The organism is Streptomyces sp. NPDC059567 (assembly GCF_042735655.1).
GTDB lineage: Bacteria > Actinomycetota > Actinomycetes > Streptomycetales > Streptomycetaceae > Streptomyces.
Genome location: NZ_JBHWBS010000001.1, coordinates 276,397 through 291,307 on the forward strand (window position 1 = coordinate 276,397; position 14,911 = coordinate 291,307).

Annotated in this window: 11 protein-coding genes; 7 read left to right on the forward strand and 4 right to left on the reverse strand. The window is 72.0% G+C overall.

Features of this window, described 5'->3' with window-relative positions; translation table 11 throughout:
- The coding region (locus ACFVZW_RS01170; protein WP_384514893.1) for a glycoside hydrolase family 3 protein at positions 1 to 1,724 on the reverse strand (1,724 nt) is incomplete at its 3' end.
- Positions 1,725 to 1,885: 161 nt separating this feature from the next.
- On the reverse strand, positions 1,886 to 2,800 hold the full coding sequence (locus tag ACFVZW_RS01175; protein ID WP_384514896.1) for a LysR family transcriptional regulator: 915 nt from the start codon (positions 2,798 to 2,800) through the stop codon (positions 1,886 to 1,888).
- Positions 2,801 to 2,901: 101 nt separating this feature from the next.
- Between ACFVZW_RS01175 and ACFVZW_RS01180 the strand changes: the two genes are divergently transcribed.
- Positions 2,902 to 3,840, forward strand: coding sequence for an EamA family transporter (locus tag ACFVZW_RS01180; RefSeq protein WP_384514898.1), 939 nt, complete (start codon positions 2,902 to 2,904; stop codon positions 3,838 to 3,840).
- Positions 3,841 to 3,980: 140 nt separating this feature from the next.
- On the opposite strand, the gene ACFVZW_RS01185 is transcribed toward ACFVZW_RS01180, so the two are convergent.
- A complete protein-coding gene (locus ACFVZW_RS01185; RefSeq protein WP_384514901.1) occupies positions 3,981 to 5,027 on the reverse strand; it encodes a LacI family DNA-binding transcriptional regulator in 1,047 nt (348 codons plus the stop codon).
- Positions 5,028 to 5,145: 118 nt separating this feature from the next.
- Between ACFVZW_RS01185 and ACFVZW_RS01190 the strand changes: the two genes are divergently transcribed.
- From ACFVZW_RS01190 to ACFVZW_RS01200, 3 genes are read left to right on the forward strand one after another with little or no spacing between them, the layout of a single operon-like run.
- Positions 5,146 to 6,297 carry a Gfo/Idh/MocA family protein gene (locus ACFVZW_RS01190; RefSeq protein ID WP_384514904.1) on the forward strand — a complete coding sequence of 384 codons (1,152 nt, stop codon included), beginning with the start codon at positions 5,146 to 5,148 and terminating at the stop codon, positions 6,295 to 6,297.
- Positions 6,294 to 7,445: a dihydrodipicolinate synthase family protein gene (locus ACFVZW_RS01195; protein ID WP_384514907.1), complete on the forward strand. Its 1,152-nt coding sequence runs from the start codon at positions 6,294 to 6,296 to the stop codon at positions 7,443 to 7,445. Before ACFVZW_RS01190 ends, ACFVZW_RS01195 begins: the two co-directional genes overlap by 4 nt.
- Positions 7,446 to 7,489: 44 nt before the next feature.
- Complete coding sequence (locus tag ACFVZW_RS01200) at positions 7,490 to 8,269, forward strand: sugar phosphate isomerase/epimerase family protein (RefSeq protein ID WP_384515039.1); 780 nt, start codon at positions 7,490 to 7,492, stop codon at positions 8,267 to 8,269.
- Positions 8,270 to 8,475: 206 nt separating this feature from the next.
- Here ACFVZW_RS01200 and ACFVZW_RS01205 read toward each other — a convergent pair whose 3' ends face one another.
- A complete protein-coding gene (locus ACFVZW_RS01205; protein WP_384514910.1) occupies positions 8,476 to 8,940 on the reverse strand; it encodes a DUF937 domain-containing protein in 465 nt (154 codons plus the stop codon).
- A gap of 566 nt (positions 8,941 to 9,506) precedes the next feature.
- Between ACFVZW_RS01205 and ACFVZW_RS01210 the strand changes: the two genes are divergently transcribed.
- The 3 genes from ACFVZW_RS01210 (at position 9,507) to ACFVZW_RS01220 (ending at position 14,755) form a co-directional block, all read left to right on the forward strand.
- Complete coding sequence (locus tag ACFVZW_RS01210; RefSeq protein ID WP_384514913.1) at positions 9,507 to 10,325, forward strand: DUF899 domain-containing protein; 819 nt, start codon at positions 9,507 to 9,509, stop codon at positions 10,323 to 10,325.
- Between the two features lie 693 nt (positions 10,326 to 11,018).
- Complete coding sequence (locus ACFVZW_RS01215; RefSeq protein WP_384514916.1) at positions 11,019 to 13,286, forward strand: ATP-dependent RecD-like DNA helicase; 2,268 nt, start codon at positions 11,019 to 11,021, stop codon at positions 13,284 to 13,286.
- Positions 13,287 to 13,465: 179 nt separating this feature from the next.
- Positions 13,466 to 14,755, forward strand: a complete 1,290-nt coding sequence (locus ACFVZW_RS01220; protein WP_352190558.1) for a citrate synthase — start codon at positions 13,466 to 13,468, stop codon at positions 14,753 to 14,755.
- Positions 14,756 to 14,911: the final 156 nt, after the last annotated feature.

The window sequence follows — 14,911 nt, forward strand, 5'->3', positions numbered from 1 at the left end:
CACACCCCCCCCCCCCCGCCGGGGGGGCGCGCCCCGCGGGGGGGGGGCCGGCGGCGAGTGGGGGGGGGGGGGCCCCCCGCCCGCGCCCCCCGGGCGCCGGGGGCCCCCCCGAGCCGGGAGACCAGGGTGCGCTGCGGACTGGTCGCCGAGACGTTGTACGTGCCCACGACCACGACGTCCTTGCCGGCCGCCGCGGCCACCGCCTCGTCGATCTTCGCCGCCGTCGGGGTGATCCCGGTCGACAACGCCGTGGCGGAGAAGCCGAGTTCGATGAAGGCGGTGGCGAGGGTCGTGGTCGGCGGGCCCGTGCTGCCGGACGGCGAGGCCGGATCGGCGCCGACGACCAGCACGTTGCCGTGGCTGCGCCGGCTGATCGGCAGGAACCCGCCCTCGTTGAGGAGCAGGGTCGTGGTCTCCTCCGCGATCCGGTCGGCCTGGGCCAGGTGGGCGGCGGTGCCGACCGTACGGTCCACACCGGCGGCGGTGACGAACGGCTTGCGGAACAGCCCCAGTTTCGCCTTGAGGCGCAGAATCCGCAGGATCGATTCGTCGAGCCGGGCCTCGGTCAGCTCGCCGTTCTTGACGGCCTGGAGGACCGCGTTCCAGGCGATGTCCAGCTTCGGCGGGTTGAGGAGCTGGTCGACACCGGCCTTGAGGGCGAGCACCGGCACGCGATCGTCGCCGTACTTCGTCCGTACGCCCTCCATGCCGAGGGAGTCCGTCACCACCACGCCGTCGTAACCGAGCTGCTCGCGCAGGATGCCGGTCAGGATCGGGTGGGAGAGGGTCGCCGGGTCCTCGTTCGGGTCGAGCGCGGGCACGACGATGTGCGCCGTCATGATCGAGTCGATGCCGGCGGAGATCGCGGACCGGAACGGCGGGGCGTCGAGTTCGGCCCACTGCTCCCGGGTGTGCGTGATGGTCGGCAGCCCGTAGTGGCTGTCGGTGGCCGTGTCGCCGTGGCCGGGGAAGTGCTTGGAGGTCGCCGCGATCCCGGCCCGCTGGTAGCCCTTCACCTGGGCGGCGACGAGATCGGAGACGGCCTGCGGGTCGGAGCCGAAGGAGCGGACTCCGATGACGGGGTTGGCGGGGTTGACGTTGACGTCCGCGACCGGCGCGTAGTTCTGCCGGATGCCGACGGCGGCCAGCTCGGCGCCCGCGATCTGCGCGGCCTTGCGGGCATCGGAGTGCGAGCCCCCGGCGCCGAGCGCCATGGCGCCGGGCATCAGGGTGGCCGGCTTCCCGACCCGGCAGACGATGCCGTGCTCCTGGTCGGTGGAGATCAGCAGGGGGAGAGGCGTGGGCTGGGCGAGGCCCGCCCGCTGGATGCCGTTGGAGAGCTCGGCGATCTGGTGGGGGTCGCGGGTGTTGTGCGCCCAGGCGAAGTAGATGACGCCGCCGACGTGGTACTTCTCGACGAGCTCGGCGGCGGTGCGGACGCCGATCTCGGTCAGGTTGGCGTCGATGTCGGCCTGGTCGGGGGCGGTGGCGGAGTGGCCGTACACCCGCATGACGAAGACCTGGCCGACCTTCTCTTCCAGCGACATACGGGAGATGAGCCGCCGGAGGCTCCGGTCGTCGGACGCGAGGTCGGCCGAGTCGGTGTGGGCGGGGTCGGCTGAGTCGGCGAGGGCGGTCGGGGTGGTCACGCCGGTGACGGCGGCGGCCGCCGCGGCGGCGGTGACGGTGAGGAGGGTGCGTCTGGAGGTGGCGCGGTGGTGCACTGATGCTCCTTCCGGCCGTGCAAGGTTGAAGGAAACTTCCAGGAGTCACGGATAGCCCGAAAGTAACTGCCAGGTCAAGGACCTGAGCAGGAATCAGTGGCGCGGGTCGGTGAGCGGGCCGGTGGGATGGGTGGGGCGGGCGGGGCTCCCGTGCCGGTCGGTCACCCCGTCGACGACGCGACGCGGGGCCACAGCTCCCGGAGCGTGCGGACCGTCTCGCTGATCGCGGGACGGCGGGCGGCGCCCGTGCGCCACAGGGCGTGCAGCCGGCGCCTCGGCATCGGGTCCAGCCGGACCGGGGTCACCTCGGGCGGCAGCGTCCCACGGCCGAGCCGCGGCACCATCGCGATCCCGAGCCCGGCGGCGACCAGGGCGACCTGTGTGTGGTTCTCCTCCGCCTGGTGCACGATGTGCGGCTCGTACCCGGTGGCGCGCAGGGTCTGGATCAGCCAGTCGTGGCACACCGTCCCCGGCGGCTGCGTGATCCACCGCTCGTCCGCCAGCTCCTCCCGCCGCACGGTCGCCCGCGCCGCCAGCGGATGCTCCCGGGGCACGAGGACGTCGCACAGGTCGTCGCCGATCACCGCCTGCTCCACGCCCGGTGGGGTCGGCAGCGGCGCGATGTCCCAGTCGTGGGCCACGGCGAGGTCGATCACGCCCCGGGCGACGAGGTCGATCGAGACATGCGGATCCACCTCCGTGAGGCGGGCGTCGAGCGAGGGGTGGCGGACGGCCAGTTCGGCGAGTGCCCGCGGCATCAGACCGCGCGCGGCGCTCGCGAAGCAGCCGATCGACAGACGTCCGGCGGGCAGTCCGCGCCGCTCTTCGAGCCGTACCTCCGCCTCTTCGACGATCGACAGCAACTTCTCGGCGGTGGCGGCGAGTTGGTGCGCCTCATCGGTGAGCCGCACCCCTCGGCCCTGGCGTTCGAGGAGGGTCGTGCGGGTCTCCCGCTCCAGCTTCGCGATCTGCTGGGAGACGGCGGACGGGGTGTAGCCGAGGGCGGCGGCCGCGGCGCCCACCGTCCCGTGGACGGCGACGGCGTGGAGCGCGCGCAGGCGTCCGAGATCCAGCACGGGACCACCCCTTCCGGGCGGATCGATGAAGCGTTGCTTCATCCAACCATGAAGGAGAATTCGCTGGTGCTACACGTTCACGGGAGGTGATGCTCGACGACATGCGTCCCGCCCACATCGCCCTGGCCGCGCTCGTCGCCGCCGTCTGGGGAGTCAACTTCGTCGTCATCGAGATCGGTCTCGACCACTTCCCACCGCTGCTCTTCTCGGCCCTGCGCTTCCTCGCCGCCGCCCTGCCCGCCGTCCTCCTCGTCGGCCGCCCCAAGGTCGCCTGGAAGTGGATCGTGGGCGTCGGACTCGTCCTGGGCGTGGTCAAGTTCGGCCTGCTCTTCACCGGGATGGACCTGGGCGCCCCGGCCGGACTCGCGTCCCTGATCCTCCAGGTCCAGGCCGTCTTCACGGCCCTGTTCGCCTTCGTCGCGCTCGGCGAACGGCCCGGGAGGCTGAAGATCGCGGGCATGGCGGTCGCGCTCGCCGGCATCGGTGTCGCCGCGGTCGACGAGGGCGCCTCGGGTCCGCTCGTCGGCTTCGCGCTCTGCATCGCGGCGGCGGCCTGCTGGGGCGTCTCCAACGTCCTGACCCGCAAGGCCTCCCCGCCCGACGCCCTCAACTTCATGGTCTGGGTCAGCACCGTGCCCATCCTGCCGCTGCTCGTCCTCTCCCTCCTCCTGGAAGGACCGGAACGCGACCTCGAAGCGCTGCGCGGACTCGACTGGACCGGCGTCGGCGTCATCGTCTACGTCGCCTGGATCACCACGGTCTTCGGCTTCGGCGCCTGGGGGTGGCTCCTGCGCCGCTACCCGGCCTCGTCGGTGGCCCCCTTCTCCCTCCTGGTCCCGGTCTTCGGGATGTCCTCGGCCGCCCTCTTCCTCGGCGAGGGCGTCAGCGGCCTGCGCTGGTGCGCGGCGGCCCTGCTGGTCGGGGGCGTGGCCCTGACGTCCCTCACGCCGGGGCGGGCGGTGGGGGCGGGTCCGGAGCCGTCGCGGGAGAGGGGCCCGGAGCCCGCCGAGGCGGGTGGACGTTCCTTGTCGTCGCCGTGAGCCCGCATGTGGGGCGCGAAGGGGCGGCCTCGGGTCGGAGTCGGGAAGGTCTCCGGCCCGAGCCCTCAATGGGGCGCGAACGGGCCGGGGTCCTCGGGCCCTGAGCCAGAGGCTCTCCGGCCCGAGACCCCACCCCCCCGTCACTCCCGAGGCCGCGCCGTCGAGTCGCGTACCAGGAGCTCCGCCGGGATCGTCGCCAGGCCGCCCGGTGGGGCCTCTTCCGTGCCCATGGCGAGTCGGCCCGCCCGAGCGCCCGCCTCCTGGAGGGGCAGCCGTACGGTCGTCAGCGCGGGGACCGCGTCGACCGAGAACGGGAGGTCGTCGAAGCCCGCCACCGAGACGTCCTCGGGGATGCGCAGCCCCCGGTCCCGCAGCGCCGCGCACGCTCCCAGCGCCACCGTGTCGTTGGCCGCCACGACCGCCGTCAACGACGGCTCGCGGCGCAGGAGTTCGAGCGTCGCGTCATAGCCGGAGCCCCGGTCGTACGACCCGTGGACGACGGGCCCTTCCGGCATCCCCGCCCCGGCCAGCGCCTCGCGGTGCCCCTCCAGCCGGTGCCGGGTCGTCGTCCGGTCCGCCGGCCCCGCCGCGTAACCGATCCGCCGGTGCCCGAGCGTCAGCAGATGCTCGGTGAGCCGCCGAGCGCCCGCCCGGTTGTCGAAGGCCAGCGCCGCCACGCTCGCGTCGCCCGCCACGGGCGGCCGTCCGCACAGCACGATCCGCGTCCCCGCGTCCGTCAGCCGCGACAGCTTCGCCGCCACCGCCGCCATGTGCTCCGGGTCCTCCAGGGACCCGCCGGTGAGGATCACGGCGGCGGCGCGCTGGCGCTGAAGCAGGGTGAGGTACGTGAGCTCGCGCTCGGGGGAGCCGCCCGTGTTGCAGACGACGGCCAGCTTCTCGCCGCCCGCCCGCCCCGACGCGCCTTCCCCGATGGCGCTCTGCGCCGCACCGGCCATGATCCCGAAGAAGGGGTCGGCGATGTCGTTGACGAGGATGCCGACCAGATCGGACGTGGCGGCGGCGAGCGAGCTCGCGGGCCCGTTCAGTACGTAGTCCAGCTCGTCCACGGCCCGCAGCACCCGCTCCCGGGTCGAGGCGGCGACGGGGTAGTTGCCGTTCAGGACGCGGGAGACGGTGGCGGGGGAGACCTGGGCACGCGCGGCCACATCCGCCAGCGTGACGGTCATCGCGTACCTCCGAGGAGAGTCGGGAGAGTCGTCCGGACCCCTTGTCCGGCGTGTTGTCGGCAGGCTAGCGTCTCTTGTCGTAGAAAGCGCTTTCTTCCTTGAGTGTGGAGGGACCTTCGTGACACGCAGGACAGTCCGTATCGCCATGAACGGCGTCACGGGACGCATGGGCTACCGCCAGCACCTCGTCCGCTCGATCCTCGCCCTGCGCGAGCAGGGCGGCCTCGACCTGGGCAACGGCGAGACCCTCTGGCCCGAGCCCGTCCTCGTCGGCCGCCGCGAGCACGCTCTGCGCGCGCTCGCCGAGCAGCACGGTCTCACCGAGTGGTCCACCGACCTCGACGCCGTACTCGCCGACGAGTCGGTGGAGATCTACTTCGACGCCCAGGTCACGTCCGCCCGCGTCGAGGCCATCCGCAAGGCCGTCGCCGCCGGCAAGCACATCTACACCGAGAAGCCGACGGCGGGAGACCTGGCCGGCGCCCTGGAGCTCGCCCGGCTCGCCTCCGAGAAGGGCGTCAAGCACGGCGTCGTCCAGGACAAGATCTTCCTGCCGGGCCTGCTCAAGCTGAAGCGCCTCATCGACGGCGGCTTCTTCGGCGAGATCCTGTCCATACGAGGGGAGTTCGGCTACTGGGTCTTCGAGGGCGACTGGCAGGACGCCCAGCGCCCCAGCTGGAACTACCGCGCCGAGGACGGCGGCGGCATCGTCGTCGACATGTTCCCGCACTGGGAGTACGTGCTCCACGAGCTCTTCGGCCGGGTCACCAGCGTCTCCGCGCACGTCGCCACGCACATCCCGCAGCGCTGGGACGAGCAGGGCAAGCCGTACGCCGCCACCGCCGACGACGCCGCCTACGGCATCTTCCAGCTGGAGGGCGGGACGATCGCCCAGATCAACTCCTCCTGGGCGGTACGGGTCAACCGCGACGAGCTCGTCGAGTTCCAGGTCGACGGCACGCACGGCTCCGCCGTCGCGGGCCTGCGGAACTGCCGCGTCCAGCACCGCTCGGCCACCCCCAAGCCGGTCTGGAACCCGGACATCCCGGCGACCGAAGCCTTCCGTGACCAGTGGCAGGAGGTCCCGGACAACACCACCTTCGACAACGGCTTCAAGGCCCAGTGGGAGCTCTTCCTGAAGCACGTGGTCCTCGACGAGCCCTACCAGTGGGACCTGCTGGCGGGCGCGCGCGGCGTACAGCTCGCCGAACTCGGCCTGAAGTCGGCGGCCGCGGGCCGCCGACTGGAGGTCCCGGAGGTCTCGCTGTGATCCGCCTTCCCCACGGCGCGGGCGAGGTACGGGAGTACAGCCCGCGCCCGGCACGGCCCACGGCCCCCAAGGGCGGCACCCTGACCTCCCGTACCGTCTTCTCCGCCGCCCATGTCGTCGCCGACCCGTACGCCGACACCACCCCCGACTCGCCGGCCGCCGTCGACTGGGACGCCACCCTCTCCTTCCGCCGCCACCTCTGGGCGCAGGGCCTCGGCGTCGCGGAGGCGATGGACACCGCGCAGCGGGGGATGGGCCTGGACTGGGCGGGCGCGGCCGAGCTGATCCGCCGCTCGTCGGCCGAGGCGAAGGCGGTGGGCGGCCGCATCGCGTGCGGAGTCGGAACGGACCAACTGGCCGGACCCGCCGACCTCATGACGGTACGCAAGGCGTACGAGGAGCAGCTGGCGCTCGTGGAGGAGACCGGCTCCCAGGCCATCCTCATGGCTTCGCGCGCCCTCGCCGGCGCCGCCGAGGGCGCGGACGACTACCTCGACATGTACGGCCACCTCCTCCGGCAGGCGAGCGAGCCGGTGATCCTGCACTGGCTGGGGCCGATGTTCGACCCGGCGCTCGACGGCTACTGGGGCTCGGCCGATCTGGACACCGCGACCGACACCTTCCTGGAGGTCATCGCGGCACACCCCGACAAGGTCGACGGCATCAAGGTCTCCCTCCTCGACGCCCAGCGCGAGATCGACCTCCGCCGCCGCCTGCCGGAGGGCGTCCGCTGCTACACGGGCGACGACTTCCACTACCCCGAGCTGATCGCGGGCGACGACCAGGGCTTCAGCCACGCCCTGCTCGGCATCTTCGACCCGCTGGGCCCGCTGGCGGCGGAGGCCGTACGGATCCTGGACACGGGCGACGTCGCGGGGTTCCGCGCCGTGCTGGACCCGACGGTGGAGCTGTCACGCCACCTCTTCCGGACCCCGACGCGCTTCTACAAGACGGGCGTCGTGTTCCTGGCCTGGCTGGCCGGCCACCAGGAACACTTCGCCATGGTCGGCGGCCTGCAGTCCGCCCGCTCGCTGCCGCACCTGGCGCGGGCGTACGAACTGGCGGACGGGCTCGGCCTGTTCCCCGATCCGGAGCTGGCCGAGTCCCGGATGAAGTCCCTGCTGACGGTGTACGGAGTGAGCCAGTGACCGCATCGAGCCCCGCATCGCTGTCGCGCTTCAGCATCAACCAGATGACGGTGAAACAGCTGTCGCTGCCGGAGCTGGTGGAGCAGTGCGTACGGCTCTCCGTCCCGGGGGTGGGCCTGTGGCGGGAGCCCGTCGCGGAGTACGGGGTCGAGGCGACGGCCAAGCTCGTACGCGACGCCGGCCTGACGGTCACGTCACTGTGCCGGGGCGGCTTCTTCACGACGGCGCAGTCCCTGGACGACAACCGCGCGGCGATCGACGAGGCGGCGGCGCTCGGCACGGACACCCTGGTCCTCGTCTCCGGCGGCCTCGCCCCGGGCAGCCGCGACCTGACGGCGGCCCGCGCCCGGATCACGGACGCGATCGCCGAACTCGCCCCGTACGCGGGGGAGCGGGGCGTACGCCTGGCGATCGAACCCCTCCACCCGATGTACGCCTCGGACCGCTGCGCGGTCTCCACCCTGGACCAGGCCCTGGACATCGCGGAGCGCTTCCCGTCCTCGCAGGTGGGCGTGGTCGTGGACACGTACCACATCTGGTGGGACGACCGGGCGCCGGCGGCGGTGGCGAGGGCGGGCGCGTCGGACCGCATCCACGCCTTCCAGCTGGCCGACTGGACGACCCCTCTCCCGGCGGGAGTCCTCAACGGCCGGGGCCAACTGGGCGACGGCGCGATCGACCTGCGGGCGTGGTGCGACCTCGTGGAGGAGACGGGCTACGCAGGCCCCATCGAGGTCGAGCTCTTCAACGACGAGCTGTGGGCGCGGGACGGGGTGGAGGTCCTGGAGGAGACGGTGGGGAGGTTCGTGGGGGTGGTGGGGTAGGGGCGGACGGTGCGGTGGGTGGCGGCTGGCGGGAGTCCGGCGGGGGTGTTCCCGGCTCTTGGCGCCGGGGTGGCTGGGCGTCCGGGCCGGGGTCCCGCGGGGGGTAGGGGCGGGCCGGTAGTGGGTCGTTCGGGTGGGGGCCGGCGTCCGGGCGGGTGGGAGTCCGGCGCGGGTCTGCCTGTTCTCGGCGCTCTCGGCGCCGGGGCCTACTTCTTCGGGGCCCCGCCCAGGATGTCGCCGAGGCCGTCGGCGCCCTTCTTGGTGGCGGCGCGCTTGGTGATCACCGCCAGGACCACGGGCACGAGCAGTTCGATCGCCCGGTTCACGGTCGGGGCGGGGATGCCGGTCTTCTTGGCGACGGCGTTGGCCGCCGGCTTCGCCAGCCTGCCCAGAACACCGGCCATGAGCCCACCGCTCACCAGCCCACCGAAGCCCGCCACTCCTTGAAGCGGCGGCTCCGAGGAGGTCGCCTCCTCGACGGCCTGCCGTACCTCGTCCGCACTCCCGGGCTCGGACGCGGCCTGCCGCAACTCCCCCGACAGCGCGGTCACCGAACTCCCGACGACGTCCTGGGCGCCTGCCGCGTCGGTACCGAGCACCCCGGCGATCTCCTGGAGCCGATCGTCACCGAGCTCGTGCAGTACGTCGTCTTGGAATGATTCGTCACTCATGCGCAGAACGCTACGTTTCCCGAGGCCCCTCGGCACGTCGAGCGGGCCCGGGTTTCTGAGGGTCCTGGTCCGAGCGTCCTTGCGAGCTTCTGGTTCGGCCGCCCTCGTCCCGAGTGTGGCGACCGCAGGCGGTGGGTCAAGGGCGCTCCCTGCGGTCGCGTCGCTCCGCGATGGGCTCCGCCCACCCTTGACCCACCGCCTCCGGTCGCCTTTTCACACTCGGAGGGCGGCCGGGGGGCGTGGCCACGCGGCAACTCTCGCCGGTCCTGGGCGGGGATCGGCGCCTACGGGCCGGTGGGTGGGGGTGCGCGGCAGTTGGATGGGGCGGTGACGGCACCGGCTCAGCGTGTTGCGGCCGGTGGGTGGCCGGGACTCATGCCCCGCTGGTCACTCCCGGTGGGTGGTGAGGTGGCACCGAGGGCAGGCACCTCCGTGTCGATCTCGGCCGAGGACCCGCCGCGATGACTTTCGGCAGGGGCGCGCGTCTGTTCCTGGAGTCGTAGGACGTCTCTGGTGTCGTAGGACGTCGTACGACGCTGCCCGGCACAAGACACCACGGAGGACCCATGCCGCCCACGCCGGACGATCCGACCACCGCGCTGCCCGGGCGCCCGCCCGTGGTCGACCTCGCCACCTGGCAGGCCGCCCGAGACGAGCTCCTGGTCCGGGAGAAGGCCCACACCCGCGAGGGCGACGCCATCGCCGCGGCCCGCCGCCGGCTGCCGATGGTGGAGTTCGACGGGACGGTCGAGGTCGTCGGACCCGACGGCCCGGTCCCGTTTCTGGACCTCTTCCAGGGCCGGGACGAGCTCGTGGTCTACCAGCACATGTGGTACGACGGCGCGCCGCACCAGGGGCAGTGCGAGGGCTGCACCACCACGGTCTGGCACATGAAGGACGCGGTCTACCTCGGTGCCCGGGGCGTCTCGTTCGCCATCCTGACGACGGGGGCGTGGGACGAGGTGGCTCCCTACGTCGAGTTCATGGGCTACACCCAGCCCTGGTACTCGGTGCGGGGCCTGGAGGCGCCGGTCGGCGGTGAGATGGGGAACGTCGCGTGTTTCCTGCGCGACGGTGACCGCGTGTTTCTCACCTACTCCACGACCGGCCGTGGCAACGAGCCGGTCAACGGGTCGCTCGGCCTGCTCGACATGACGCCCTACGGCCGCCGTGAGGGGTGGGAGGACAACCCCGAGGGGTGGCCCGAGGCGCCGCAGGCCGGCTCGCCGGTCGGCGGGCATGGTGCGCCGATCTGCTGGTACTGGCGCGCGGACGCGGACGGGAACGCCACGTGGGGCCCGACGAGCCGCCCGGTACCCCAGTGGACCCGCCCCGGCGCGACCCCGGTGGAATCCCTGGGCCGACAAGACTCAGCCGAGCACTGAGCGCCCACCGGGTGGGCACAACCCACGATGGCGCCGCACCCGTGGGCACCGTACGGACCGGAGGCCTGGGCCCGGCAAGGGCACCGTCCCGCCCCAGCGGGAGATTGCCCACACGGGGGTGGGTGGGAGGAGGCGGGGGCGGCCGCCCGCCGCGGGGGGCGGCGCCCCCCCGAGGGCGGCGCGGGCGGGCCGCCGCCAGGGGCGGGGGGGGGGGCGGGGCCCCCACGGGGGGGGGGGGGGGGGGGGCAGCCGCATGGGGCGGGGACGGCGTCGGTCCAACGGCCGGTGTCCCTAACTCTCCACTACTCGCGGTAACTTCCCCGGAATCGGCCCCACAGGACCCTCCGAGGGCGAGTTGCGGAACTTAGGGACACCCACGCCGATCAACTCACCCCACCACCCACCGGCAGTGACCAGCGGGGCATGATCCCGGCAACCCACCGGCCGTCACACGCCAAGCACCGCCGAGCCGCCCCATTCAACGACCGCGCACAACCACCCCCACACCCGACGGCCGCCCACGGCGCTTCGCGCCACAGGGGCCCCCGCGTGGCCACGCCCCCGGCCACACTCGGAGCGAGGGCGGCCGAGCCAGAAGCTCACGGGAGCGTCCACGCCAGGACCCCACCCCCGGCCCACCCCCCGGCCCCCCACCCCCACCCAACTGTCCGACCCCTTCGCTACCTTCGGGGCATGTCCAACCAGGGTCAGGGCCAAGGGCACAGCCACGCGCCGCCACACGCGCCGCCACACACCCCGCGCCAGGCTGTCGTCGAAGGGGTCCTCGAGCGGATCACCTACGCCAACGAGGAGACCGGCTACACGGTGGCCCGTGTCGACACCGGCCGCGGCGCCGGCGATCTCCTCACGGTCGTCGGGGCGTTGCTCGGGGCGCAGCCGGGGGAGTCGTTGCGGATGGAGGGGCGTTGGGGGTCCCACCCGCAGTACGGCAAGCAGTTCACGGTCGAGAACTACACGACCGTCCTGCCCGCCACCATCCAGGGCATACGCCGCTACCTCGGCTCCGGGCTCATCAAGGGCATCGGCCCCGTCTTCGCCGACCGCATCACCCAGCACTTCGGCGTGGACACCCTCGACATCCTGGAGGCGACCCCGGCGCGCCTGATCGAGGTGCCGGGCCTGGGACCCAAGCGCACGAAGAACATCACCGCCGCCTGGGAGGAGCAGAAGGCGATCAAGGAGGTGATGGTCTTCCTCCAGGGCGTCGGTGTCTCCACCTCCATCGCCGTGCGGATCTACAAGAAGTACGGGGACGCCTCGATCTCCGTCGTCCGGAACCAGCCCTATCGGCTGGCCGCCGATGTCTGGGGCATCGGCTTCCTCACCGCCGACAAGATCGCCCAGTCCGTCGGCATCCCCCACGACAGTCCCGACCGGGTCAAGGCGGGGCTGCAGTACGCCCTGTCGCAGTCCACCGACCAGGGGCACTGCTTCCTGCCGGAGGAGCAGCTGATCCGCGAGGCCGTGAAGCTGCTCCAGGTCGACACCGGGCTCGTCATCGAATGCCTCGCCGAGCTGGCGCGGGACCCCGAGGGGGTGGTGCGGGAGACCGTGCCGGGCCCCGAGGGGCTGCCCGTCACGGCCGTGTACCTGATTCCGTTCCACCGCGCCGAGCTGTCCCTCGCCGGCCAGACGAAGCGGCTGCTGCATGCCGCCGAGGACCGGATGCCGGGCTTCCAGGACGTCGCCTGGGACAAGGCGCTGGCCTGGCTCGCCGACCGGACCGGGGCCTCCCTCGCTCCCGAGCAGGAGGAGGCGGTGCGGCTCGCCCTGACCCGTAAGGTCGCCGTGCTCACCGGCGGCCCGGGGTGCGGGAAGTCGTTCACGGTCCGCTCGATCGTGGAGCTGGCCCGGGCCAAGCGCGCCAAGGTCGTCCTGGCGGCCCCGACCGGGCGCGCGGCGAAGCGGCTCGCCGAGCTGACCGGAGCCGAGGCGTCGACGGTGCACCGGCTCCTGGAGCTCAAGCCGGGCGGCGACGCGGCCTACGACCGGGACCGCCCGCTCGACGCCGATCTGGTCGTCGTGGACGAGGCGTCCATGCTCGATCTGCTGCTCGCCAACAAGCTCGTGAAGGCGGTGGCACCCGGTGCCCACCTCCTTCTCGTCGGGGACGTGGACCAGCTGCCCTCGGTCGGCGCGGGCGAGGTGCTCGGCGATCTGCTGGCCCCCGGCAGCCCGGTGCCGGCCGTCCGGTTGACGCGTATCTTCCGGCAGGCGCAGCAGTCGGGTGTGGTCACCAACGCCCACCGCATCAACGAGGGGATCCCGCCCGTCACCACCGGCCTGTCGGACTTCTTCCTCTTCGTGGAGGAGGAGACGGAGGACGCCGCCCGGGTCGCGGTCGAGGTCGCGGCACGGCGGATTCCCGCCAAGTTCGGGCTCGATCCCCGCCGGGACATCCAGGTCCTCGCCCCCATGCACCGAGGGCCGGCCGGCGCCGGCGCGCTCAACGGGCTGCTCCAGCAGGCCGTCACGCCGGCCCGCCCCGACCTCCCCGAGAAACGGTTCGGCGGCCGGGTCTTCCGGGTCGGCGACAAGGTCACCCAGATCCGTAACAACTACGAGAAGGGCGCCAACGGCGTCTTCAACGGCACGGTCGGCGTCGTGACCGCGCTCGACACCGTCGAACAGCGGCTGACGGTACGGACCGACGAGGACGAGGAGGTGCCGTACGACTTCGACGAACTCGACGAACTGGCCCATGCGTACGCCGTCACCATCCACCGCTCGCAGGGCAGTGAGTATCCGGCGGTCGTGATCCCGGTCACCACCAGCGCCTGGATGATGCTCCAGCGGAATCTGCTCTACACGGCGGTCACGCGGGCGAAGAAGCTCGTCGTCCTGGTGGGTTCGCGCAAGGCGATCGGGCAGGCCGTCCGTACGGTTTCCGCAGGCAGGCGCTTCACCGCACTGGCCCACCGGCTCTCGGCAGTCGTGTGAAAGAGGACCCCGGACTTCCCCGAACGGGGCGAAGGGGGCAAGATGAGCAGGTTGGCGGCACTGAGTGCCGCCAAATGGCCCAATGGTCGACCCCGAGTGCACTCTCCTGAGCCAAATGGGGGATGGTAGAGACAGTCAGGGCACCTCGAAGAAGAGGCACTACGTCGGTGAGGGATGACGTGAGCGACAACTCTGTAGTACTGCGGTACGCGGACGGTGAATACACCTACCCGGTGGTCGAGAGCACCGTCGGCGACAAGGGCTTCGACATCGGGAAGCTCCGAGCCCAGACCGGTCTGGTCACCCTGGACAGCGGATACGGCAACACAGCCGCCTATAAATCCGCCATCACCTACCTCGACGGCGAGCAGGGCATTCTGCGGTACCGCGGCTACCCCATCGAGCAGCTGGCGGAGCGATCCACCTTCCTCGAGGTGGCGTACCTGCTGATCAACGGTGAGCTTCCCAAGGTCGACGAGCTGGCGACCTTCAAGAACGAGATCACCCAGCACACGCTGCTGCACGAGGACGTCAAGCGCTTCTTCGACGGTTTCCCGCGGGACGCCCACCCGATGGCGATGCTCTCCTCGGTGGTCTCCGCGCTGTCCACCTTCTACCAGGACAGCCACAACCCGTTCGACGAGAAGCAGCGCCACCTTTCGACGATCCGGCTGCTCGCCAAGCTGCCGACGATCGCGGCGTACGCGTACAAGAAGTCGATCGGCCACCCCTTCGTCTACCCGCGCAACGACCTCGGGTACGTCGAGAACTTCCTGCGCATGACCTTCTCGGTCCCGGCCCAGGAGTACGAGCTCGACCCGGTCGTGGTGTCGGCGCTCGACAAGCTGCTGATCCTGCACGCGGACCACGAGCAGAACTGTTCGACGTCGACGGTCCGTCTGGTGGGTTCGAGCCAGGCGAACATGTTCGCGTCGATCTCCGCCGGCATCTCGGCCCTGTGGGGTCCGCTGCACGGTGGCGCCAACCAGTCGGTCCTGGAGATGCTCGAGGGCATCCAGGCCAACGGTGGCGATGTCGACTCCTTCATCAACAAGGTGAAGAACAAGGAGGACGGCGTCCGCCTGATGGGCTTCGGCCACCGGGTGTACAAGTCCTTCGACCCGCGCGCCAAGATCATCAAGGCCGCGGCGCACGACGTGCTCTCCGCCCTCGGCAAGTCCGACGAGCTGCTGGACATCGCGCTCAAGCTGGAGGAGCACGCGCTCTCCGACGACTACTTCGTCTCGCGCAACCTCTACCCGAACGTGGACTTCTACACGGGCCTCATCTACCGCGCGATGGGCTTCCCGACCGAGATGTTCACCGTGCTCTTCGCGCTCGGCCGTCTGCCGGGCTGGATCGCCCAGTGGCACGAGATGATCAAGGAGCCGGGTTCCCGCATCGGTCGCCCGCGCCAGATCTACACCGGCGAGGTCCTGCGCGACTTCGTCCCGGTCGAGGGTCGCTGACGCACTTCCTCGTCGCGAGGCGCCCGGCGCGCCGCCGCACGAGGCGCTGAACGAAAAGCGGGGCGCCGGCGCCGCCCCCCCCCCGCCGGCGGCCGGGGGGGGGGGGGTTCGCCCGCGCGGCGGGCGCCCCCCCCCGCCCGCGCCCGCGCGCGGCGG